We start from the raw sequence: 21,812 nt of genomic DNA on the forward strand, positions 1-21,812 counted from the left end.
GATCGAACTTCGTTCGAAACTCTTGACGTCGCGCCGCACCCCGATTGACACTCTCGCAACACGACGTCACACAGCCGAAACGACCAGGCGCCCCACGGCCGAGGCTCCCGTTGCCGGCCCGCTTCCCCTTGCGTTCTCCCGTCCTCCGTCAACCATGCCTCAGCAGGGAATCCCCCACATGACGTACACCGCAGGTCCGCGCAGCCGCGCGAGACGCTGGGCGGGCCGGATCGCCGGCCTGACCACCGCGTCGCTGTTCCTGGGCCTCACCGCGCCCGCCACCCCCGCACAGGCTGCCGTACCGGCGCGGGCTGCGCAGGCCGCGGACATCACCGACGGGCTGGCCCTCTGGTACAAGCTCGACGCGGACTCCGGTGGCACCGTCACCGACGCCTCCGGCAACGGCCGCGACGGCACGGTGAGCGGCACCGCCGACTGGTCCGGCACCGGCGAGGGGCTCGCCTTCAACGGGTCGGACACCTACGTCAAGGTTCCGAACGACGTCATGAAGGGCATGGACGCGATCACCGTCTCGACGGACGTGCTGATCGACTCCGGCCAGAAGACGCCGTACTTCCTCTACGGCTTCGGCAACTCCAGCGGCAGCAACGGGAACGGTTACCTGTTCACCACGGGCAACGGCCTGCGCACCTCCGTGGCGACCGGCAACTGGTCGACGGAACAGACCACCAAGCCGGCCGACGGTCACAACCTGACCCGCGCGGTGTGGAAGCACATCACGTACACGCAGACCGGCAGTACGGGTGTCCTGTACGAGGACGGGGTCGAGGTCGGCCGCAACACGTCGGTCACCATCACTCCCGGCGCCATCGGTTCCGGTACCACCACGGCCAACTACCTCGGCAAGTCCGTGTACTCCGGCGACAATCTCTTCAAGGGCCGGATCCGCGACTTCCGGGTGTACGACCGGGCGCTCGCCGACTCCGAGGTCGCCCAACTCGCCCTCCCCGTCGCCACCCAGGGCGTCGCAGACGACAAGGCCGCGCTGACCCTCGGTGACACCGGTGCCGTGACGGCCGACCTGGACCTGCCGAGGACCGGCACGGCCGGCGGCTCCGCCATCAGCTGGGCGAGCGACAACTCGGACGTCGTCTCCGCCGCAGGCGCCGTCACCCGCCCCGCCGCCGGCGAACCGGACGGCCACGCCACGCTCACGGCGACCCTCAAGAAGGGCACCGTGACCGACACCAGGACCTTCGACGTCACGGTCCTGCCCGCCTTCGACGACGAGACGGCCACGCGACAGGCCACCGAGACACTCGCCGTCCACAACCTCGACGACGTCCGCGGCAACCTGTCCCTCCCGGCGACCGGCTCCTACGGCACCGACGTCACCTGGTCCTCCGCGAAGCCGGACGTCGTCTCCGCCGACGGCGTGGTCCACCGCCCCGCGCACGGCGAGGGCGCCACCACGGTCGAGCTGACCGCCACCGTCACCAAGGGCGCGGCGAGGGCGACCCGCGCCTTCGCCGCCAAGGTCCCGGAACTCCCCGTCAAGGCAGCCCTCAAGGGCTATATGTTCAGCTACTTCACCGGCGAGGGCACCTCGGACGGCGAGCAGCTCTACTCGGCGCTCAGCAAGGGCAACGACCCACTGAAGTGGCGGGAGTTGAACGACGGCAAGCCGGTCCTGACCTCCACCCTCGGCGAGAAGGGCCTGCGCGACCCGTTCATCATCCGCTCCCCCGAGGGCGACAAGTTCTACCAGATAGCCACCGACCTCAGGATCTACGGCAACGGCGACTGGGACGCGTCCCAGCGCACCGGCAGCAAGTCCATCATGGTCTGGGAGTCCGCCGACCTCGTCCACTGGACGAACCAGCGGCTGGTGAAGATCTCGCCCGACAGCGCGGGCAACACCTGGGCGCCGGAGGCGTTCTACGACGCGAAGCTCGGCGAGTACGTGGTCTTCTGGGCGTCGAAGCTGTACGACAACGAGGCGCACTCCGGCGACACGTACAACCGCATGATGTACGCGACCACCCGCGACTTCTACACCTTCAGCGAGCCCAAGGTCTGGATCGACCGTGGTTACTCGGTCATCGACTCGACCATGATCCAGCACGACGGGACGTACTTCCGGCTGTCGAAGGACGAGCGGAACAACTCCTCCTCCACCCCGAACAGCAAGTTCATCTTCGAGGAGAAGAGCGACTCGATCCTCAACCCGTCCTGGGACGCGGTCGCCGAGGGCATCGGCAAGGGCGCGATGAACGCCGCCGAGGGCCCGCTGGTGTTCAAGTCCAACACCGAGGAGAAGTGGTACGCCTTCCTCGACGAGTTCGGCGGCCGCGGCTATCTCCCGTTCGAGACGACGGACCTCGCCTCCGGCTCCTGGACCCCGTCCACGAACTACGACCTGCCCGCCAAGCCACGCCACGGCACCGTCCTCCCGGTCACCCAGGCCGAGTACGACCGGCTGCTGCGCGCCTACCAGCCCGACCAGCTCGTGCGGAGCGTCGAGGACGTATCGGTGAAGACCCGCGTCGGCGACGCTCCCGTCCTGCCGGCCACCGTGATCGCCGAGTACACCGACGGCGTCAAGCGCCCCGTCGCCATCACCTGGGAGGACGTGCCCGAGTCGAAGTACGCGCAGGCCGGCACCTTCACGGTGACCGGCAGCCTGCCCGACGGCGCCGCCCTCCCCGTGCGCGCCGAGGTCACCGTCTCCGCGGAGGGCCCGGACACCCCCGCCGGCCTCGTCCTGCGCTACGGCTTCGACGAGACCGGCGGCAACATCGCCCGTGACTCCAGCGGCCACGGCTACCACGGCACCTACGTCCGTACGCCCGACTTCGGCACCGGCGTCGACGGCGGCTCGTTCAAGATGTCCGGCGACTCCGCCACGTCCCCGTACGTGAAGATCCCGAACGGCGTGCTGAAGAACGCCGACAGCGTGACCGTGTCGACGTACGCCAAATGGAAGGGCGGCGACAACTTCCAGTGGCTGTTCGGGCTCGGTCCCGACAGCGACAAGTACCTCTTCGCCACCCCCTCCAACGGCGGCTCCAGCCTGTACTCGGCCATCACGAAGGCGAGTTGGTCGGCGGAGTCGAAACTGACGGGCGGCTCACAACTCACGCCCGGCGCGTGGCGGCACGTCACGGTCACCCTCGACGGCTCCACCGGCACGATGGTCCTCTACGTCGACGGAATCGAGGCGGCCCGGGCGACCGGCGTCACCACCAAGCCGTCCGAGCTGTACGACGCCACCAGGGACTACAGCGGCTACATCGGCAGGTCTCTGTACTCGGCCGACCCGTACTTCGGCGGCGAGGTCGACGACTTCCGCGTCTACGACCGGGCCCTGTCGGCCGCGGACGTCATGGAGCTCAGCGGCAACACCGCCGGCATCGCCAGGGCGACCCACCCGGCGCTGAAGGTCGACGCGATCGTCGACAACGCGGACAGCAGGATCACGCTGCCGCTGAAGGAGGGCACCGATCTCACCGCGCTCGCACCGGAGTTCAGCCTCGCGAAGGGCGCGGCGATCAGCCCCGCCTCCGGCAGCGTCCACGACTTCACGAAGCCGGTGACGTACCAGGTGACCGGCTCCGACGGGAAGAAGCGCACCTGGACGGTGGCCGCGCTCATCATGAAGAGCCCGGCCCTGCCGGGGCTCAACGCCGACCCGAACATCGTCCGCTTCGGCGACACCTTCTACATCTATCCAACCACCGACGGCTTCGAGGGCTGGAGCGGCACCCAGTTCAAGGCGTACTCCTCCACCGACCTGGTCCACTGGAAGGACCACGGCGTCATCCTCGACCTCGGGCCGGACGTCTCCTGGGCGGACAGCAGGGCCTGGGCACCGACGATCGCCGAGAAGGACGGGAAGTACTACTTCTACTTCTGCGCCGACGCGAACATCGGCGTCGCGGTCTCCGACTCGCCGACGGGCCCGTTCAAGGACGCCCTGGGCAGGCCGCTGCTCAAGGCGGGCCAGTACAGCGGCCAGATGATCGACCCGGCCGTGTTCACCGACGACGACGGGCAGTCGTACCTCTACTGGGGCAACGGCCACGCCTACGTGGCTCCGCTCAATGACGACATGACCTCCATCGACACCTCGAAGGTCGAGGACATCACTCCCAGCGGCTACAACGAGGGCACCTTCGTCATCAAGCGCAAGGGCACCTACTACTTCATGTGGTCGGAGAACGACACCCGGGACGAGAACTACCGTGTCGCCTACGCCACCGGCCCCTCCCCCACCGGCCCCTGGACCAAGCGCGGCGTGATCCTGGAGAAGGACCTCTCCCTCGGCATCAAGGGCCCCGGCCACCACTCGGTCGTGCACGTGCCGAACACCGACGACTGGTACATCGCCTACCATCGCTTCGCCATCCCCGGCGGTGACGGCACCCACCGCGAAACGACCGTCGACAAGATGGAGTTCGACGCCGACGGCCTGATCAAGAAGGTGGTCCCCACCCTCACCGGCATCGACCCGGTCACCGTCGTCCACGCCGGCCCGGACGCCGCCGGCACCGAGGGCGACGCGATCCGGCTGAACGGCACGCTCTCCGGGGCGGGCAGCCCGAAGTGGTCGGTCGAGAAGGGCGCACCCTGCGCGTTCGCCGACCCGGGGGCGGCCAGGACCACGATCACCTGTGCCGACGACGGCACCTACGCGGTCACCCTGACCGGCGGCCGCGGCAGCGACACGGCGACCGTCGAGGTCGCCAACGCGGCGCCGGTCGTCACCTCGGCGACGGGTCCGCGGTCCGCGGTGCCGGTCGGCGGTCGGGCGGTCGCCACGGCGTCGTTCACCGATCCGGGCGCGGACGACACCCACACCTGCGAGGTCGACTGGAAGGACGGCACCAGGCCGCAGACCGGCACGGTCACCGCGACCGGCTGCCGGGCCGAGCACAGCTACGTCAAGGCGGGCATCCGTCGCCCGGTGATCACCGTCACCGACGACGACGGGGCCTCGGACAGCAGGACCCTGCCCGAGTTGATCGCGTACGACCGCTCCGCCGGTCCCGCGCTGGGTGTCGGTGTCCTCACCTCCCCGGCCGGCGCCTACCCCGCGAAGCCGGCCCTGGCCGGCCAGGCCGCCTTCTCCTTCGGCGCGGCGTACACGAGAGGAGCCGTCGCCCCGCTCGGAAAGGCGACCTTCGACTTCGGTCCGGCCCGGCTGAAGTTCCGCTCCACCGGCTCCGACTGGCTCGTGGTCACCGGCTCCCAGGCCGTGTACCAGGGCTCCGGGACGGTCGACGGCGCCGGTGGCTACGGCTTCCGTGTCACCGCCACCGACGGCCCGGACAGCTTCCGTATCAAGATCTGGCGGAAGGCCACCGGTGAGGTCGCCTACGACAACGTCACCGCCCTCAGGACCGTGGGTGTCATCACCATCGGCACCCGCTGAACCGCACGAACCGGTCAGGCCGTCACCCCACACCCGACGGCCCATCCCCCACAGGAGGACCTCCCCCATGAGTCCACGACAGACCGCGGTTCCCACCGTCCGAACGGCAACTCCTTGGCGCGGCAGGGCGGTGACCGCCGTACTGGCGGCCGCCCTGCTGGCCGGGCCCGGCGTCGCGCAGGCCGCCCCAGAGGCGGGGCCTGCCTCCCAGGAACAGGTGGCGGCGGCCAGTATCACCTGGACCCTCGAACGGGCGGCCAACCCCACTCAGGACCAGTCGACGGCGTACACCCTCATCACGTCGGCGATGAACGCGGCGGTGGCGAGGTACAACAACCTCAGCGACCTCGGCAAGAGCATCACCGTCCGGTACGACCCGGGCGTGCCCACCGCCGACGGCAGCATCAACGGCACCATTCGGTTCGGCAACCGCGGCTACATGAACGAGCGGACCGCCCTGCACGAGATCGCCCACACCATCGGCGTGGGCACCAGTGCGGGATGGTCCTCCGTCGGCGGCAGCGGAACCTGGCGCGGCAGCCAGGCCACCGCACTCGTCAAGCAGTTCGACGGTTCGGGCGCCACGCTGTCGACCGGTGGGGGGCACTTCTGGCCCTACGGCCTGAACTACGACAACGAGTTCTCGAACACGGCGGCCGATCGCCACGTCCAGATCGTCGCAGCCATGGTGCGCGACGGCCTGTGATCCCGGGGATCGACGTCACGTTCAGTCAGGAATGAGCAAGGTCGCCCACACCGCGTTGCCGCCGGTGAGCCGGGATCGGTCGATCCCCCAGGTGTGGGCGATCTCCTCGACGATGAAGAGACCGCGGCCTCTCTCGTCCTCCGAGCCCGGGGTGCAGCGGGGAAGCCTGTCGACTGCGTAGGCGTGGTCGTGGACCTCCACCCGCAGACAGTCGTCCGTGATGAGTCCGACCCCGCACAGGATCCGCATGCTGGGCGTGTGGCACACCGCGTTGGCGGCCAGCTCCGAGGCGACCAGCACCGCGTCCGCGGACATCTCGTCGGGCAGCCGCCAGGCGGCCATGTGCGCCCTCACCGAACGGCGGGCGACTCCGACACTGGAGCGGTGCGCGGGCAGTTCGACCCAGTGCGTACGCTCCGGGCTCGCGACGTCCAGGAGCTGGGGGGAGGAAGTCGTGTGGGGGGACACGCTTGTCGCCTTCCGTCAGGGGGCCGCGGTGGGGAGACGGGGCCAAGGAGAGGACCTGCCGGGGGAGGGTGTTCCCGGCAAAACGGCCCGGATAAGGCCGAATTGTCGGCAAATGCCAACTCCATGCGGTGACACGATCGTTGACAGCGATGCGCTCCCAGTCGACCGGATCGCCACACAAGTAACTATGCTCTCAGGCAAGTTCACACTGCAACCGTCCCCCTGATAATTTCAGCGAGACGGTATCCGTCTGGTCGTGTCATCAAGTCACTCTCAGATCACGGGCAGTGACAAGGCATCAGGAGGTGGCGCAGTGAGCGACCCTCGTTCCGGCGCGGGCACCAGCGCACCGACGGTCCTGCGCATGATCCTCGGCCGTCGGCTCCAGGAGAGACGGCTCGGCGCCGGGGTGTCGCTGGACGACGCGGCCAAGGCCCTGCGCGTGACGTCGTTGACCATCCGCCGCCTGGAGAAGGCGGACGTCGGCCTCAAGCCTCTCTACGTGGAGAAGCTGCTGCAGACCTACGGGGCCGAACAGCAGGAGATCGACGAGTTCGTCGACCTGGCCGAGCGGGCCAACGAGCCCGGCTGGTGGCACGCCTACCGCGACGTGGTGCCGAGCTGGTTCACCGCCTACGTGAGCCTGGAGAGCGGGGCCAGGACCCTGCGTACCTACGAGCCGCAGTACGTGACGGGGCTGCTGCAGACGCATGCGTACGCGCGCGCCGTGCTGCAAGGAGGGTTCCCCAACGAAAGCGAGGAGGACCTTCAGCGGCGCGTCGATCTGCGGCTGCGCCGCCAGAGCCTGCTGGAGAAGTCCGACGCGCCCACACTGTGGGTGGTGATGGAGGAGGCCGTCCTGCACCGGGTCGCGGGCGACGCCGAGATCATGCGGGCGCAGATCGACCGGCTCCTGGAGGTCTCGGAGCTGGACCATGTCAGCGTCGACGTCGTGCCGTTCACCGCGGGCGCCCATGTCGGGGCGTGCGCGCCCTTCACCTACTTCCGGTTCGAGGAACCCGAACTGCCCGACGTGGTCTACAGCGAGATCCTGTCCGCCTCCGTGTACCTGGACCAGCGTTCCGACGTCTCGGCCCATCTCGAGGCGCACAACCGGATGTCCCTGCTGACCTCCTCCGCGGACAGCAAGGCCCTGCTGAACCGCATGCGCAAGGAGTATTCATGACCATCGCCGACGGCCGTGTCTACAACGGGATGCCCGCCTCCGACCTCGGCGAGCACGGGTGGGAGTGCCCCTGGAGCGGTCCCAACGGAGGCCAGTGCGTGGAGACCAAGCAACTCCCCGACGGCCGGGTGGCGCTACGGCAGTCGACCGACCCGGGCGGACCCGCACTGATCTACACCCCGGAGGAGATAGCCGCCTTCGTCCGGGGGATCAAGCGGGGCCTCGCCGACCACCTGACGGCCCGCTGAACCGAACCGCGAGCGGGAACGAACCACCGTCGGCCCCGGCCGCGACCCGCCCCGCATCCCCCACGCACACCATCGAAGGGAACAGGATGAGCAACACCCAACCGGCACGGGGCATAGACACCAGCAGGCCGCACTCGGCCCGCATGTACGACTACTACCTCGGCGGCAAGGACCACTTCGACATCGACAAGCAGGCGGCCGAGACGGTCGCCGCGGTCTACCCCGGCATCTTCGTGTGTGCCCGCGAGAACAGGGCCTTCATGCACCGCGCCACCCGGGTCCTCGCCCAGGAGCACGGCATCCGTCAGTGGCTCGACATCGGCACCGGCATCCCCACCGAGCCGAACCTCCACCAGGTGGCGCAGAGCGTGGTCCCCGAGGCGCGTGTCGTGTACGCCGACAACGACCCCCTCGTCCTGAAGTACGCCGAACGCCTGATGCGCAGCACCCCCCAGGGCCGCACCACGTACATCGAGGCGGACGCCAACAACCCGGACGCGCTCCTCAACGCGCCCCAGCTGGCCGAGGTCCTGGACCTGAGCCAACCCGTGGCCCTGTCGCTGAACGCCCTCATGCACTTCGTCACCGACGCCCAGGACCCGCACGGAATCCTCAGCCGGCTGCTCGACGCCCTCCCGTCGGGCAGCGCGCTGGCCCTCAGCCACTGCACGCCCGACTTCGACCCGCCCACCTGGCAGAAGGTCACCGACATCTACACCTCCGCCGGGACGCCGGTGCAGTTCCGCTCGCGGAACGACGTCGCGCGCTTCTTCGACGGGCTCACCCTCCTCGACCCCGGGGTCACCGTCGGCCACCGCTGGCGTCCCGACGCGTCGGGCGACGAGCAGCCCGCGCAGACCCCGACGGATGCCGAGGTCAGCTTGTGGACCGCGGTGGGCATCAAGCCCTGAGCGCTCCGTGGGGCCGGGCACGGGTCGCAACGACCGTGCCCTCCCCCAGCGCACGGCCCTCAGGGCCGCAGGTCCGCGCGGGTCGCCGCCGCGACCACGCGGTCCCGTTCGGTCGGTGTGAACCGCCCCTCGGCCAGCCATGTCCCGGCGAGGGCGCGTACCGCCGCGACGAAACGGCCGGAGGACGCGAAGGGAGCCTGCGCCCAGAGCACGTCGAGGAAGGTGAGACCGTCGCCGCGGGCCCGGTTCGGCACTCCCGAGTCGGTCGTGCCGAACACGACGACGGGCTCCGAGCGCCTGAAGTAGGCGTGGTAGCGGGTGTCGTCCGCGATGTGGAACGGTGCGAGGGTCAGGCCGTGTGTGGTGAAGTGCAGGGGCCGGCCCTCGGGTTCGATCGCGTCGGCGAGATCGCCCCGGAGTGTGAAGTCCCGGTAGAAGGAGAACGAGCGGAACGCCGTCTCCCCGCTCCGGGCGACCAGCAACACCGGGCCGTAGAACAGCGACTGGACGGCGGGATCGTCCAGCGCCCTCTCGACGCGCAGACGGTAGGGAGCGGAGATCCTCACCCGGTCACCGCGCCGCCAGTCCCTGCCCAGGGTGACGTAACTGCCGGGCACCGCCTCGACTCGCTGCCGGACCCCGTTGACGGTGACGGTGAAGCCTCCCGTGGCCCAGGACGGAACCCGCAGCTTCAGGTCGAGCCGTCCGCCGCCCTCACGGAACGTCAGCGTGCGCACGCCCTCCGCCGGATACGCGCTCGACTGCTCGATGACGAAGCCGCGTTCCGGCCATCGCAGGGTCGAGGCGAGGGAGAGGTTGACGTACAGGGCGTCGCCGTCGGCGGAGCGGAAGTAGACGGAGTCCTGGTACTTCGTGTGGTTCTCCATGCCGGTGCCGCCGCAGCAGGTGCCGGTGTTGTCGTACTCGCGCACGACCCCCGGGCCCATGCCGACGAAGTAGGTCACCTCCGGGCTGCTCGTGCTGGGGGCGTCCCGCCGGGAGGCGAGGATGTGGTTGGTCAGGCCCCGCTCGTAGTAGTCCATGTACGCGGGGTCGGGCTCGTGGAAGAACAGCTGCCGGCTGAGCTTGAGCATGTTGTACGTGGCACAGGTCTCGGCGTTGTTGGCGTCCAGCGTGGCCGCGATGGCGCCCCGGGCCCGGAACATCTCGCCCTGGCCCGTGCCGCCCAGGCTGTACATGCGGGGATCCACGACCATGCCCCAGAAGTTGCGGGCCGCGTCGGCGTACTCCTCCTCCCCGGTGTGGTCGAACAGCCGTAGGTAGCCGGTGAATTGGGGGATGTGCTGGTTGGCGTGCCGCCCGTTGAGGATGTCGGTGTCCTCGGCGCAGGCGTCCAGCAGCGCGGTGTTGTCGAAGCAGCGGGCGGCGGCGAGGTGGTCCTGCTTGCCGGTGAGGGCGTACAGGTCGGCCAGTACCTCGTTCATGCCGCCGTACTCGCCGGCGATGTAGATCGACCACATGCGCTCCAGCTGTGCCTTCGGCAGCCGGCCGAGTCGGCTGTGCACCCAGTCGCCCATCGTCGAGGCGATGGCCAGGGCCTGCGCGTTCCCGGCCAGGGTGTGCGCGTCGAGGAGACCCCGCATGATCTTGTGGCACGTGTAGTAGGGCGCCCAGATGGTGGGGTACGTCGTGTAGCTCTCCAGCAGGATGAACTGGGTCTCCGGGTACGCCGCCAGGAAGCCGGGGTGGCTCGGTTTCGGCGAGCCGCGCTCCGCCAGAGCCTGCTGGCACTCACCGAGCGCGCCGACCAGGTAATCGAGCTTCGTCTTGAGCGCGGCCTCCCCGGTGTCGGCGTACGCCTGGGCGATCAGGGTGAGGAAGTGCCCGCCGAAGTGGCCGCGCAGGTTGCCGTCGGAGGTCTCCCAGCCGCCGGGCGGCCGGGCGCCACGGGTGTCGAGCCCCGCGTTGGCCCGGAAGACCGCGAGGATGCGGTCCGCGGGGTACGACCTGGCGTAGTCGAGCATCAGGTCGCGCTTGCGGCGGAAGACACCGTCGCCGAGGGTGACCTGCCCCAGGGCGAAGGGGCGTACGGCCCAGGTGGGTGGCGCGGGTGGCTCGGCCGCGGTGGCCCGCGCGAGTGCCTCGACGGAGGCCGGGGCGGCGGGGGCGGCCTGCGCCGGCGTGGCCGTGTACACCAGCGGGGTGGCGGCAGCGGTTCCTGCGGCGAGCTTCAACACGCGTCGGCGGGAGGGGGGTTGGGACATGCTCGGGCTCCGATCGGGGGTCGTCGGCGGGCATGGGCGGTGGAGCGGCGCCGGTTCGGTCGTGAGGCGGCGGTCAGGAGTGGGTCATGTGGGGGGGAGTCATGAAGGCAGTCAGGAGTCGGCCACGAGGGCGGCGGTGCCTTCCGGTCGGCCTCGTACTGGGCGCGCAGCGTGCCGTGCGTGGTGAAGCCGGCCGGCAGCTCCGGCACGGGTTCTGCGGATCCGGAGTAGACCGGGTAGCCGATGGCCGAGTTGTCCGCTGCGGCGGGTGCGGTGGCGGCGAGCGGGGCCAGCAGCCCGAGGACCAGGGCTCCGGCCAGGGCTCCGCGGCGGTGCCGTCTTCGTTGTCGGTGCACGGTTACCTCCCGGTGCCCTTCGGGTGCGTTCGGGTGGCCTTCGTCTGTTGTTCGGTGGCCGTCGGCTGTGGTGTGGCCTTCGGCTGTGGTGTGGCCTTCGGCTGTGGTGTGGCTGTCGGCTGTGGTCCGGTGGGCTTCGGTCGTGGCTCTGTGGTCGGCAGCCAGACACGCATCGTCGTGGGCCCGCGGTTGGCCCAGGAGTGGTAGGGGCCCAGGCCGATGGCGCCGGGCTCGACGGCGGGAGCAGGGGCTCGGTCGAGCGGCCGGTACGGCCATGCGGCGTCCTGCGGTTCACCGGGTACGGCCAGTTCACCGGGTACGACGACGGTGGCACCCGCGCCGTCCGGCCCGTCCTCAGGCTCGGCGGAGGGGTCCACCCGGACGGCGTCGACCTCGTGCCCGTCCGGCAGGTCGACGGACTCGGCGCAGTACACCAGCGGACCGCGCTGCACGGCCACCGTTCCGCGTACCGCGTCGACCCTCGGGTCGGCGTGGATCCACCGCGGCCGTACGGGGAGTTCGAGGCGTACCTCGTCGCCGGGCCGGAAGACCCGGGTGGTCCCGGCGGTGCCGGGGGCGACCGCGCGGCGCCGCCCGTCCGGGTCGACCAGCCACGCGGTGTCGCCCGCCGTCCAGTCGGGCACGCGCAACGACAGGGTCCACGGGCGGTCCGTGGACCGGCCGATCCGCACGGTCACCGTGCCGCCGGACGGGTAGTCGGTTCGGATCCGGAGGGCGACGCCGTGCCCGCCCGCCAGGGAGGTGGCGATCTCCGCGTCGGCGTACTGGTGCACCTGCACGCCGTGGTCGTCGGCCGTCGCCAGATACGCGGGCAGCTGGGCCAGGGTCCGGGCCACATTGGTCGGGCAGCAGGACACCGCGAACCAGGGCGCGCGCAGACTCGACTCGGCACGCCGGCTCGGGACCTGCGCGGCGGGCACGGCGCCGCGCAGGCGCCGGTGCAGGGTGTTGGCGTAGAAGAAGGCCCGGCCGTCCGCCGACCGCGAGGTCGCGACCACGTTGAACAGGGTCCGCTCGGCGAGGTCGGCGAAGCGCGGGTCGCCGGTGGCCAGCAGCAGCCGCCAGCTGAGCATGACGGAGGCGACACCGGCGCAGGTCTCCGAGTAGGCGCGGTCGGGCGGCAGCACGAAGTCGTCGCCGAAGGCCTCGTCCCGGTGGTGGGAGCCCATGCCGCCGGTGAGATAGGTCCGCCGGGCGACCGTGGCCTCCCACTGCCGTACGACCGCGGCGAGCAGGGCGTCGTCGCCGGTCTCCACGGCCACGTCCACGGCACCGGCCGCGAGGTAGAGGGCGCGGACGGCGTGCCCGCGCAGCACCGTGGCCTCGCGCAGCGGCATGTCGTCCTGGTAGTAGGCGCGGCCGAACTCGATGTCGGCGAGCGTGCGGTGGCCGCGGCGGTCGAGGAACAGCGCTGCCTGGTCGAGGTAGCGCTGCTCCCCTGTCGTGCGGGCCAGTTCGACCAGGGCCGTCTCGATCTCCGGGTGCCCGCAGACGCCTCCGATGCCGCCCCGTCCGAAGGTGGTGCAGACATGGTCGGCGGCCCGCCGGGCGATCTTCGCCAGCTCGCCCTCGCCCCGGGCCCGCGTCTGGGCCACGCCCGCCTGGATCAGATGCCCTTGGCAGTACAGTTCGTGGCCCCATTCGAGGTCGCTGTACCGGGCCTGCTGGCCGGGGCGGCCGTAGGCGGTGTTCAGGTAGCCGTCCGCCTCCTGGGCGGGTGCGATGACCTCGGTGAGTGTGGCGATGTCGGAGTCGAGGGCGGTGCCGGTGCCGGACTGCCAGGCCATCGCTTCGAGGAGTTTGTAGAGCTCGGAGTCGGCGAACTCCCGTCCGCGCCGGTCCCGGTGGATCCGGCCCTCGGCGGCGGCCCGGAAGTTGCCGGTCCAGCCGACGCGTTCCATCCAGTCGCGGCAGTGGCCGATCGTCGCGGTCGCGTTGGTGTGCCGGCGCTCGGCCCAGAAGCCCCCGGTGATCCTGACCTCGTCGAGGCCGAGTGGTCGCAGCCGGCCGCGGGTCGGGGCCACCGGCAGTACGGAGGACCGCGTCGTGTTCTCCCTCACCAGTTCATGCCTTCGGTTGTCCCTTCGGTCGGCGGTGTGGGGCCGTTCGGCGTGTGCGTCGGCCGGTTGTCTCTCATCCCTTGAGCGCGCCGGACATGAAGCCCCGTATGTAGTGCCGTTGCAGCAGCAGGAAGAGCAGCAGGCAGGGCACGGCCAGGACCACCACGCCCGCCTCGGTGGCGCCGTAGTCGACGGCGCCCATGCTCTGTTGCCGCAGATTGGCGACGGCCAGCGGCAGGGGTGCCTTCTCGCTGTCGGAGATGAGGATCAGCGGGGCGATGAAGTCGTTCCATGCCGCGAGGAAGGCGAACAGCCCGACGGTGATCAGTCCCGGCCGCACCGCAGGCAGGAGGATCCGGCGCAGCGCCCCGGCCGTGCCGCAGCCGTCGACGAGCGCCGACTCCTCCAGTTCGCGCGGGACCGCCTCGAAGGAGATCCGCATCATGAAGGTGGCGAACGGCAGTTGGAACATGGCCAGCACCAGGCTCAGCCCGATCAGCGAGTTCTGCAGATGGAGCCTGCCGAGCAGCACGTAGAGCGGGATGAGGAGCGTGGCGTACGGAACCATGAGGATGGCCAGCGTGAGCAGGAACAGCAGGTTCTTGCCCGGGAAGTCGAAGCGGGCGAAGGCATAGCCGCCCAGCAGCGACACCCCGAGGGTGAGGGCTACGGTCAGCGTCGAGACGACGGTGCTGTTGAGGAGGTACCGCCACAGTCCGGCGTCGTAGTCGAGCAGCGTCCGGTAGTTGCCGAGGCCGTAGCCGGATTCCTGCGCGGTGCCGGGCTGTCCACTGACCGAGGACCAGGCGTTCCACAGCAGCGGGAACAGGAAGATGACGGCCAGACCTCCGGCGACGACGTAGTGGGGCGTCCGGCCGAGGGCGCGGGTGAGCACCGTGGTGTCCCTTCTCGTGGCGTGGGTGTCATGACGGGTCCTCGTGGCGTGGGGTGTCATGACTCGTCGGCGCGACGCAGGCCGCGGAATTGAAGGGCGTTGAGCACGAGCAGCACGGCCAGCACGAGGATCGACAGCGCCGCGGCGGTGCCGAGGTTCAGCCGTTGGAAGGCCTCTCGGTAGATCAACTGGACGATGGTGACGGTGCTGTTGTCGGGTCCGCCCTTGGTGAGGATGAAGAACTGGTCGAAGGCGAGCAGGGATCCGGTCACGCACAGCAGCAGGCTCAGGGCGATGGACGGGCGCAGCAAAGGCAAGGTGATGGAGCGGAAGATCTGGCCGCGGCTCGCACCGTCCATCCGGGCCGCCTCGTACACCTCGTGCGGGATGCGCTGCATGCCCACCAGCAGGATCAGCATGTAGAAGCCGGCGAACTTCCAGACGACGAGGAAGACCGTCGACAGCAGAGCGGCCGTCGGAGTGCCGAGGAAGGACACCGGGTCGTCGACGAGGCCGAGCTTTTCCAGGGCACTGCTGAGCGGCCCGGTGGTGGGGCTGTACAGGCCCCAGAACAGCAGCGAGGCGGAGGCGAGTCCGAGGGCGCCGGGCAGGAAGTAGACCGTGCGGAAGAAGCCCGCGCCGGGGCGGGATTCCTGCACGAGCAGGGCGAGCAGGAGCGCCAGGCCGAGCAGGACGACCGTGACGATCGCCGTGTAGAGAAGCGTGAAGCGGACGGCGGGCCAGAACAGGGTGCTGTCGGTGACGTCGGTGTAGTTCTCGGGGGCGTTGACGCCCCGGTCGCCGGCCAGCAGCGGCCACTCGCTGAGCGACATCTTCCCGACGAGCAACAGGGGGAGCAGGAAGAAGACGGTGACGAACACGGCTGTGGGGGCCGCGTAGGCGAGCCCCTTGGCCTTGCGGGACCGCCACCGGGGCGGCGCCGCGTGGGGCGGACGGACCCGGCGTTCCAGTCGGCTCCGGTGCTCGGTCGCCGCGGGGTCGGCCACCTTCACCTGCATGGCTCTCCTTTGCCGTGTGACGTGTGACGTGTGCCGTGGGACGTGCGAGGGCAGCGCCGGGTACGGGGTGGGGTGCTGCGCGACAGGGAGGGTGCTGTGCGATCGAGGTGAGGCCCGTCGCCCGGAGCGGGCAGGGGCGAGGGGTGCGTGCCAGTCGGACGGAGCGGGCAGGAGCGACGGATACGCGCCGGTCGGCCGGATGCCGCTCAGTCCGCCAGTGACGCGGAGACCGCCTCGTTGTCCTTGTCGACGGAGTTCCCGTCGCCGAAGACGGCGTCGCGCATCAGGGCCAGCCAGGGGCCGTTGGGGTCGTTGAAGGTCTGGCCGAACTTCATCGCGTACGGGGTGCGGCCGTCCGCCACCAGTTGGTTGATGGTCACCAGCCGCGGATCCGCCTTGGAGTACTTGTTGGACGCGAGGTCGGTGCGGGCCACCACGTCCTTGTGCGCGGCGACCACGTCGACCTGCGCCTTGTCGCCCAGGGACCAGGCGAGGAAGTTCCAGGCCTGGTCGGTGGACTTGCTGGTGGCGGAGATGCCGATGGCGTCGCCGCCGACGAAGGTGGACTTGCCGCCGTCGGGCCCGGGGATGGGCGCGACCCCGAGGTCGAGGTCCTTGGGCATCAGCCCAAGGGTGGTCGACGGCATGGGCATGACGCCGACCTTTCCCTTCGGGAAGACGCCGGTCCAGGTGACGCCGGTCTCGTCCCGCGCGCCGGGGGCGACGATGTCGTCCTTCACCCACCCGCGATAGGTGTCGTAGACCTTCTTCGCGGTGGCGGAGGCGAGCTGCGCCTCGGTTCCCTCCTCGTTCAGGACGTCCTCGCCCGCGGCCCAGATGGAGGGCCACCAGGTGAACACGCCGCAGCCGCCGCAGTTCCCGCCGAAGAAGGTGCCGTCGACGCCGCCCAGCGCGTCCACCGCACGCGCCTGGCTGTCCCACTCGGCCAGCGTGGTGGGCGGCTTCTCGGGATCGAGTTTCGCCCGCCGGTAGAGCTCCTTGTTGTAGAAGAGCACCGACAGGTCGAGGGTGTGCGGGACGACGTACTTCTTGCCCTCGTACGTGCCGGCCTTGATGTGCGACTGCGCCAGATCCTTGGCGAAGGGCAGGGCGTCGACGCGGTCGGTGAGGTCGGCGAAGAGCCCGCTGGAGGTGTAGTTCGGAACGAACACCACGTCGGAGGCGAACAGGTCGGGCAGGTCCTTGGATCCGGCGGCGGCACCGACCTTGGCCTGGTAGTCGTCGGTCGGTACGACGGTCAGGTCGACCTTGTTCTTGTGGCTCGCGTTGTACGCCTTGACAAGTGCCTCGCTCTGCGGGCGGGTCGCCGCTCGTGTCCACATCGTGAGCGTGGCGCCGTCGTCGACCCCCTTCGCGTCGGCCGGCCCACCGCCTCCCCCACCCGAACCGTCCTCCCCCGACCCGCAGGCCGTGACCAGACTCGCGGCGGCGAGCAGCGCGACGGCCCCGGTGACGAAGCGGCGCAGCTGCCCACGTGGCCCGACCGTGCTCCCCATGGTCGATCCCCCTTGTGTTGCGGCGGGCCGTGCAGGGGCCTGCCGGTCGGGACGATGGATGTGGTGGCACTGAACAGAGCGACTGAAATGGGCGACGGAACTGGGTGACGGAACTGGGTGGCGGAAAAGACCGAAAAGGCTTTCTGTGACGCTAGAACCCTCCCCCGTACCCGTCAATCCCCTTGCAGAGAACGGCTTTAGACGGATCACCGAAACCTGTTCGGACACCCTGACCGAAAGTCTTTCGCGTACTGTTTCACCCATGGCGTGCCGCCCTCGACGGCGTCGGCAGGCCGTGCGAGACAGGAGAACGCCCATGTCACAGGCCACCGGCCCGGCCCGTCCACAGCCCGCCACGCTCGTCGAGGTCGCCCGGCTGGCGGGCGTGTCCGTCGCCACGGCGTCCAAGGCCCTCAACGGCCGCAGCCAGGTGCGCGCGGAGACCAGAGCGCGGGTGATCGAGGCGGCCGAGCGGCTGTCGTTCCGGCCCAACCAGGTGGCCCGCGGCCTGCTGGCCGGGCGCACGGGCACCGTCGGTCTGCTCACCAGCGACCTGGAGGGCCGGTTCAGCATTCCCATACTGATGGGCGCCGAGGACGCCTTCGGGGCGGGCGAGGTCGCGGTGTTCCTCTGCGACGCCCGCGGTGACGCGATCCGCGAACAGCACCATGTGCGCGCGCTGCTCGGGCGCCGGGTCGACGGCCTCATCGTGGTGGGCAGCCGGACCGATCCCCGGCGCTCGCTGGGCCGGGAGCTGCCCGTGCCCGTCGTCTACGCCTACGCCCCGTCACAGGACCCGGAGGACCTGTCCATCGTCCCGGACAACGTGGGCGCGGGCCGGATCGCGGTGGACCACCTGCTCGCCTGCGGCCGGACCCGGATCGCCCACATCACCGGTGATCCCGGATACCTGGCCGCGCAGGACCGGGCCGCGGGCGCCCGGGCCGCGCTCGCCGAGGCCGGCCTCGCCCTGGTCGGCGAACCGCGGTTCGGGGCGTGGTCGGAGGGCTGGGGGCGGGCGGCCACCGCGATGCTGCTCGACCGGCATCCGGACGTGGACGCCGTGCTGTGCGGCAGCGACCAGATCGCCCGCGGTGTCATGGACGTGCTGCGCGAGCGCGGACACCGGGTGCCGGAGGACGTCGCGGTCATGGGATTCGACAACTGGCAGGTCCTGACCTCCTCCTCCCGGCCGCCCCTGACCAGCGTCGACATGAACCTCGAACAGGTCGGGCGGGCGGCCGCGCACGCCCTGTTCAGCGCGATCGGCGGGGCCCGGCGACCGGGGACGGATACCCTCCCCTGCCGTGTGGTGATCCGCGGGTCCACGGCGGCCCTGTCCTGAACAGTCGCCTGGACAACGTCGCTCCCTCACACCCCTCTTGACACTCCGTCAGCTCGCTCCTACGTTGCGAAAACCTTTTAGGTCCGTTTCCGTGCTCTGCGGACCATGAACGTCGGCGTCATCGTGAGCAAGCGCTTGTCAACAGGACAGGGAGCATCCGATGAGAAGATCGCACGTCCTACTGTCACGGCGCCGACGCACGAGGTGTCTCCTCGTCGCCCTGGTGCTCAGCGTCTGTTCCGTCGTCACCGCGACCCCGGCCACCGCCGCCCAGACCATCGGGTTCCCCACCTTCACCGGCCCGGCGATCCCGGCCCCGCCCGTCGGCTACACGTCCGGCGACATGATGCGGACCATCTACGACGCGGAGAGTTCGGGAACCGACTTCTGGATGGACCGTCTCCTGGCCCGTCAGGGCAACGACCCGGCCGGCCCCTGGCTGATGAGCCGAGGGCGCGCGGTCTTCATGAAGGAGCACGACCCCTCCCGGCTCGGCTTCGGCGGCAAGGTCGCCTACTGGGAGAGCATCAACGACAACAACGCCTACACCGTCGCGATCACCCCGGGCACCTTCACCGAGCAGGTCTCCCAGCGACGGCAGACGCCCAGCCACTGGAAGAGCGTGCACACCAGCGGCTCGGTCACCGTCGACCAGACCAAGTTCATCACCGACAACAACGTCGCGGTGACCAACCTGTCGATCAAGAACAACGGCAGCAGCTCGACCACCCTGCAACTGCGGGCGACCTCGCCGTACGCCACTACGGGCACCGGTGGTGAGCTGACCGGGCAGGTGAACGCCTACAACAACCTCACCACCATCCGTCCACGGCTGACCGGCGACGGTTTCGCCGTCTCGAGCGGCGGACTGAACCGCTCCGTGACGATCCCCGCCGGAGCGACGGTGACCGCCAAGGTGGTGATGGGCTTCGTCACCGACGAGATCCCCGAGTCGCTCACTGAGTACAACGCCTACGCGGGCTACACCAACGCCACCGCGTTCGCCACCCACGTCAGGGCCTACAACCTGTGGTGGGCGCAGAACGTGCCCTACATCGACGTACCCGAGCCCGCGATCAAGAAGAGCATCTACTACCGCTGGTGGCTGATGCGCTTCAACAACCTCGACGCCGACATCCCCGGGCAGACCTTCCAGTTCCCGACCTCGACCGAGGGCGTCCTCGGCTACAACAACGCGATCGCGCTCACTCAGCCCATGCACATCGACGACCTCAAGTACCTGCGCAACCCGGCCTACGCCTACGGCGACTGGCTCAGCGCCGGCCAGACCTCCAAGGGCGGCCGCTTCCTCGACAACCCCGGTGACCCTGAGAACTGGTCCAACAGCTACACCCAGTACATCGCCGAGGCGGCCTGGAAGAGCTATCAGATCCACGGCGGCCAGCCCGCGATCGCCGGAAACCTGGCCCGCTATGCCGAGGGCGACGTCAAGGGCCAACTCGCCCACTACGACCACGACAACAACAAGCTCATCGAGTACGACTGGGGCGCCCTGACCGGAAACGATGCCGACGCCGTCTCCTTCCACTGGAAGCCCGGCAACATGGACCGCGCCGAGTCCGCCTACCAGTACAGCGGCGCGCTCGCCGCCGCGCAGGCCTACGAGGCGACCGGCAACACGGCCAAGGCCACCGAGATGCGCACGCTCGCGAACCAGATCAAGGACGCCATCGTCAACGTGCTGTGGAACCCGAACAGGCAGCTGTTCGAGCACCGGCTGAAGTCGACCAACGAGTGGGTGCCCTGGAAGGAGATCAACAACTACTACCCGTTCTCGGTCGGGGCCGTCCCAGACACCGCCACCTACAAGCAGGCCCTGCGCCTGTTCGACGACCCCGCCCAGTACCCCGTCTTCCCCTTCTACACCGCCAACCAGGTCGACAAGAAGGCGGCTGCCGACGCCGGCAACCCGGGCTCCAACAACTTCTCCACCATCAACTCCACGGTGCAGTTCCGGCTGTACTCCTCGGTGCTGCGCAACTATCCCAACTCCTGGATGAAGGCGACCGACTACAAGAAGCTGCTCTACTGGAACGCGTGGGCGCAGTACGTCGGCGGCAACACCCAGTGGCCCGACGCCAACGAGTTCTGGGCCGACTGGAACGGCACCGGCATCGACTACCGGTCCTGGATCCACCACAACATCCTCGGCAGCAGCAACTGGACCGTCATCGAGGACGTCGCCGGCCTGCGGCCCCGCAACGACGCCAAGGTCGAGCTCTCCCCCATCGACATCGGCTGGGACCACTTCACCGTCAACAACCTCCGCTACCGCAACGCCGATCTGACCGTCGTCTGGGACGACCCGGCCGACGGCGTGGTGCGCTACCCGGGCGTTCCCGAGGGGTACTCGATCTACGTCAACGGAAGCCGGGCCGCCACGGTCGACTCGCTGGTCCCCTTCACCTGGGACCCGGCCACCGGAGACGTCAGCACCAGCGGCACGGTCACCCACCACACGGCCGTCGCGGGGCTGAAGGCCCCCAACCAGGTGGTGCAGAACAGCCCCCGGATGGTCGACACGCTCGCCAAGGCGGGCGTCGACCTGACCGCCGACCTGACCAACCTCGCCTCCGGAGCGACCGCGTCCGCCTCCTACACCGGTTCCGGCAGCGGCGTTTCCGGCGCGGTCGACGGTTACCCCACCAACGAGCCGTTCTGGGGCGCCGGATCCTCCCCCAACAGCCAGGACTGGTACGAGCTGAACTTCGGCACCGCCCGCACGCTCGACGAGGTGCGCCTGTACTTCAAGGACAGCCGCCCCGCCAGTACGACCTACCGGGCGCCGTCCGCGTACACCATCCAGTACCACGACGGCAGTTCGTGGGTGAACGCGCCGAGCCAGACCAAGAGCCCGGCGGCGCCGCGCGCCAACTACAACCTCGTCCGGTTCCCGGCGATCAGCGCCCAGCGCGTCCGGGTGCTGGCCACCAACGCCTCCGGCGCCAAGACGGGGCTCACCGAGGTCAAGGTGTTCAACCGGGGCGGCGTCCAGCCACCGGCCAACCAGGCGACCTCGGCGACGGCGTCGGCGTCGTACACCTCCTCCTGGGAGAGCGTCACCGCGGTCAACGACGGCATCGACCCGCCCTCGTCCAACGACACCGTGAACCCGCGCTGGGGCACCTGGCCCGAGACCGGCGAGCAGTGGGCCGAGCTGACCTGGCCGTCGGCCAGGAACCTCAACAAGGCCGAGGTGTACTTCTTCGACGACGACCAGGGCATCGACATGCCCTCCGCCTGGAAGCTGCAGTACTGGAACGGCAGCGCCTACGTCGACGTGCCCGGCGCCGGCGGCTACCCGCTGGCCAAGAACCAGTACAACACCGTCACCTTCACCGCCACGAACACCACCCGACTACGGGTGCTGCTCACCGGCAACGGCTCCAGCTCCGTCGGTCTCCTCGAAGCGAAGGTCTACGGGCCCTGAAGGGATGTG

14 protein-coding genes are annotated in these 21,812 nt (G+C 69.7%); 7 read left to right on the forward strand and 7 right to left on the reverse strand.

What is annotated here, in order from left to right; all coding sequences use genetic code 11:
• The first annotated feature begins 178 nt into the window (after nucleotides 1-178).
• The gene (locus OHA64_RS04615; RefSeq protein WP_405608194.1) at nucleotides 179-5,395 is read left to right on the forward strand and encodes a family 43 glycosylhydrolase; all 5,217 of its coding nucleotides are present in this window, start codon (nucleotides 179-181) and stop codon (nucleotides 5,393-5,395) included.
• Between the two features lie 67 nt (nucleotides 5,396-5,462).
• A complete protein-coding gene (locus tag OHA64_RS04620; protein WP_405608197.1) occupies nucleotides 5,463-6,101 on the forward strand; it encodes a hypothetical protein in 639 nt (212 codons plus the stop codon).
• A 21-nt stretch (nucleotides 6,102-6,122) separates the two neighbouring features.
• Here OHA64_RS04620 and OHA64_RS04625 read toward each other — a convergent pair whose 3' ends face one another.
• Complete coding sequence (locus OHA64_RS04625) at nucleotides 6,123-6,569, reverse strand: ATP-binding protein (protein ID WP_405608200.1); 447 nt, start codon at nucleotides 6,567-6,569, stop codon at nucleotides 6,123-6,125.
• Between the two features lie 313 nt (nucleotides 6,570-6,882).
• Here OHA64_RS04625 and OHA64_RS04630 point away from each other — a divergent pair, with 313 nt between their 5' ends.
• From OHA64_RS04630 to OHA64_RS04640, 3 genes are all read left to right on the forward strand, one after another.
• Entirely contained in the window at nucleotides 6,883-7,755 is an 873-nt protein-coding gene (locus tag OHA64_RS04630; protein WP_405608203.1) for a helix-turn-helix domain-containing protein, read from the forward strand.
• A complete protein-coding gene (locus OHA64_RS04635; RefSeq protein WP_405608206.1) occupies nucleotides 7,752-8,003 on the forward strand; it encodes a DUF397 domain-containing protein in 252 nt (83 codons plus the stop codon). Before OHA64_RS04630 ends, OHA64_RS04635 begins: the two co-directional genes overlap by 4 nt.
• Nucleotides 8,004-8,089: 86 nt before the next feature.
• On the forward strand, nucleotides 8,090-8,914 hold the full coding sequence (locus OHA64_RS04640) for an SAM-dependent methyltransferase (protein WP_405608209.1): 825 nt from the start codon (nucleotides 8,090-8,092) through the stop codon (nucleotides 8,912-8,914).
• Nucleotides 8,915-8,973: 59 nt separating this feature from the next.
• Here OHA64_RS04640 and OHA64_RS04645 read toward each other — a convergent pair whose 3' ends face one another.
• The 6 genes from OHA64_RS04645 to OHA64_RS04670 form a co-directional block, all read right to left on the reverse strand.
• Nucleotides 8,974-11,139 carry a glycoside hydrolase family 127 protein gene (locus tag OHA64_RS04645; RefSeq protein WP_405608212.1) on the reverse strand — a complete coding sequence of 722 codons (2,166 nt, stop codon included), beginning with the start codon at nucleotides 11,137-11,139 and terminating at the stop codon, nucleotides 8,974-8,976.
• Complete coding sequence (locus OHA64_RS04650) at nucleotides 11,106-11,495, reverse strand: hypothetical protein (RefSeq protein ID WP_405608215.1); 390 nt, start codon at nucleotides 11,493-11,495, stop codon at nucleotides 11,106-11,108. The genes OHA64_RS04645 and OHA64_RS04650 overlap by 34 nt, the downstream gene beginning before the upstream one ends.
• Nucleotides 11,496-11,497: 2 nt before the next feature.
• Nucleotides 11,498-13,576 carry a beta-L-arabinofuranosidase domain-containing protein gene (locus OHA64_RS04655; RefSeq protein ID WP_405608218.1) on the reverse strand — a complete coding sequence of 693 codons (2,079 nt, stop codon included), beginning with the start codon at nucleotides 13,574-13,576 and terminating at the stop codon, nucleotides 11,498-11,500.
• Between the two features lie 73 nt (nucleotides 13,577-13,649).
• Complete coding sequence (locus tag OHA64_RS04660; protein WP_405623865.1) at nucleotides 13,650-14,471, reverse strand: carbohydrate ABC transporter permease; 822 nt, start codon at nucleotides 14,469-14,471, stop codon at nucleotides 13,650-13,652.
• A gap of 56 nt (nucleotides 14,472-14,527) precedes the next feature.
• Nucleotides 14,528-15,490 carry a carbohydrate ABC transporter permease gene (locus OHA64_RS04665; protein ID WP_405608221.1) on the reverse strand — a complete coding sequence of 321 codons (963 nt, stop codon included), beginning with the start codon at nucleotides 15,488-15,490 and terminating at the stop codon, nucleotides 14,528-14,530.
• 206 nt (nucleotides 15,491-15,696) lie between these two features.
• Nucleotides 15,697-17,007 carry an ABC transporter substrate-binding protein gene (locus OHA64_RS04670; protein WP_405608224.1) on the reverse strand — a complete coding sequence of 437 codons (1,311 nt, stop codon included), beginning with the start codon at nucleotides 17,005-17,007 and terminating at the stop codon, nucleotides 15,697-15,699.
• A gap of 316 nt (nucleotides 17,008-17,323) precedes the next feature.
• Here OHA64_RS04670 and OHA64_RS04675 point away from each other — a divergent pair, with 316 nt between their 5' ends.
• A complete protein-coding gene (locus OHA64_RS04675) occupies nucleotides 17,324-18,352 on the forward strand; it encodes a LacI family DNA-binding transcriptional regulator (RefSeq protein ID WP_405608227.1) in 1,029 nt (342 codons plus the stop codon).
• 160 nt (nucleotides 18,353-18,512) lie between these two features.
• On the forward strand, nucleotides 18,513-21,803 hold the full coding sequence (locus tag OHA64_RS04680) for a discoidin domain-containing protein (RefSeq protein ID WP_405608230.1): 3,291 nt from the start codon (nucleotides 18,513-18,515) through the stop codon (nucleotides 21,801-21,803).
• Nucleotides 21,804-21,812: the final 9 nt, after the last annotated feature.

Source organism: Streptomyces sp. NBC_00076 (genome assembly GCF_045041235.1).
GTDB lineage: Bacteria > Actinomycetota > Actinomycetes > Streptomycetales > Streptomycetaceae > Streptomyces.

Coding starts and splice junctions, on each gene's coding strand:
- OHA64_RS04620 (WP_405608197.1), top strand. CDS start 5,463: ATGAGTCCACGACAGACCGCGGTTCCCACCGTCCGAACGGCAACTCCT.
- OHA64_RS04675 (WP_405608227.1), top strand. CDS start 17,324: ATGTCACAGGCCACCGGCCCGGCCCGTCCACAGCCCGCCACGCTCGTC.
- OHA64_RS04640 (WP_405608209.1), top strand. CDS start 8,090: ATGAGCAACACCCAACCGGCACGGGGCATAGACACCAGCAGGCCGCAC.
- OHA64_RS04635 (WP_405608206.1), top strand. CDS start 7,752: ATGACCATCGCCGACGGCCGTGTCTACAACGGGATGCCCGCCTCCGAC.
- OHA64_RS04670 (WP_405608224.1), bottom strand. CDS start 17,007: ATGGGGAGCACGGTCGGGCCACGTGGGCAGCTGCGCCGCTTCGTCACC.
- OHA64_RS04615 (WP_405608194.1), top strand. CDS start 179: ATGACGTACACCGCAGGTCCGCGCAGCCGCGCGAGACGCTGGGCGGGC.
- OHA64_RS04645 (WP_405608212.1), bottom strand. CDS start 11,139: ATGTCCCAACCCCCCTCCCGCCGACGCGTGTTGAAGCTCGCCGCAGGA.
- OHA64_RS04665 (WP_405608221.1), bottom strand. CDS start 15,490: ATGCAGGTGAAGGTGGCCGACCCCGCGGCGACCGAGCACCGGAGCCGA.
- OHA64_RS04680 (WP_405608230.1), top strand. CDS start 18,513: ATGAGAAGATCGCACGTCCTACTGTCACGGCGCCGACGCACGAGGTGT.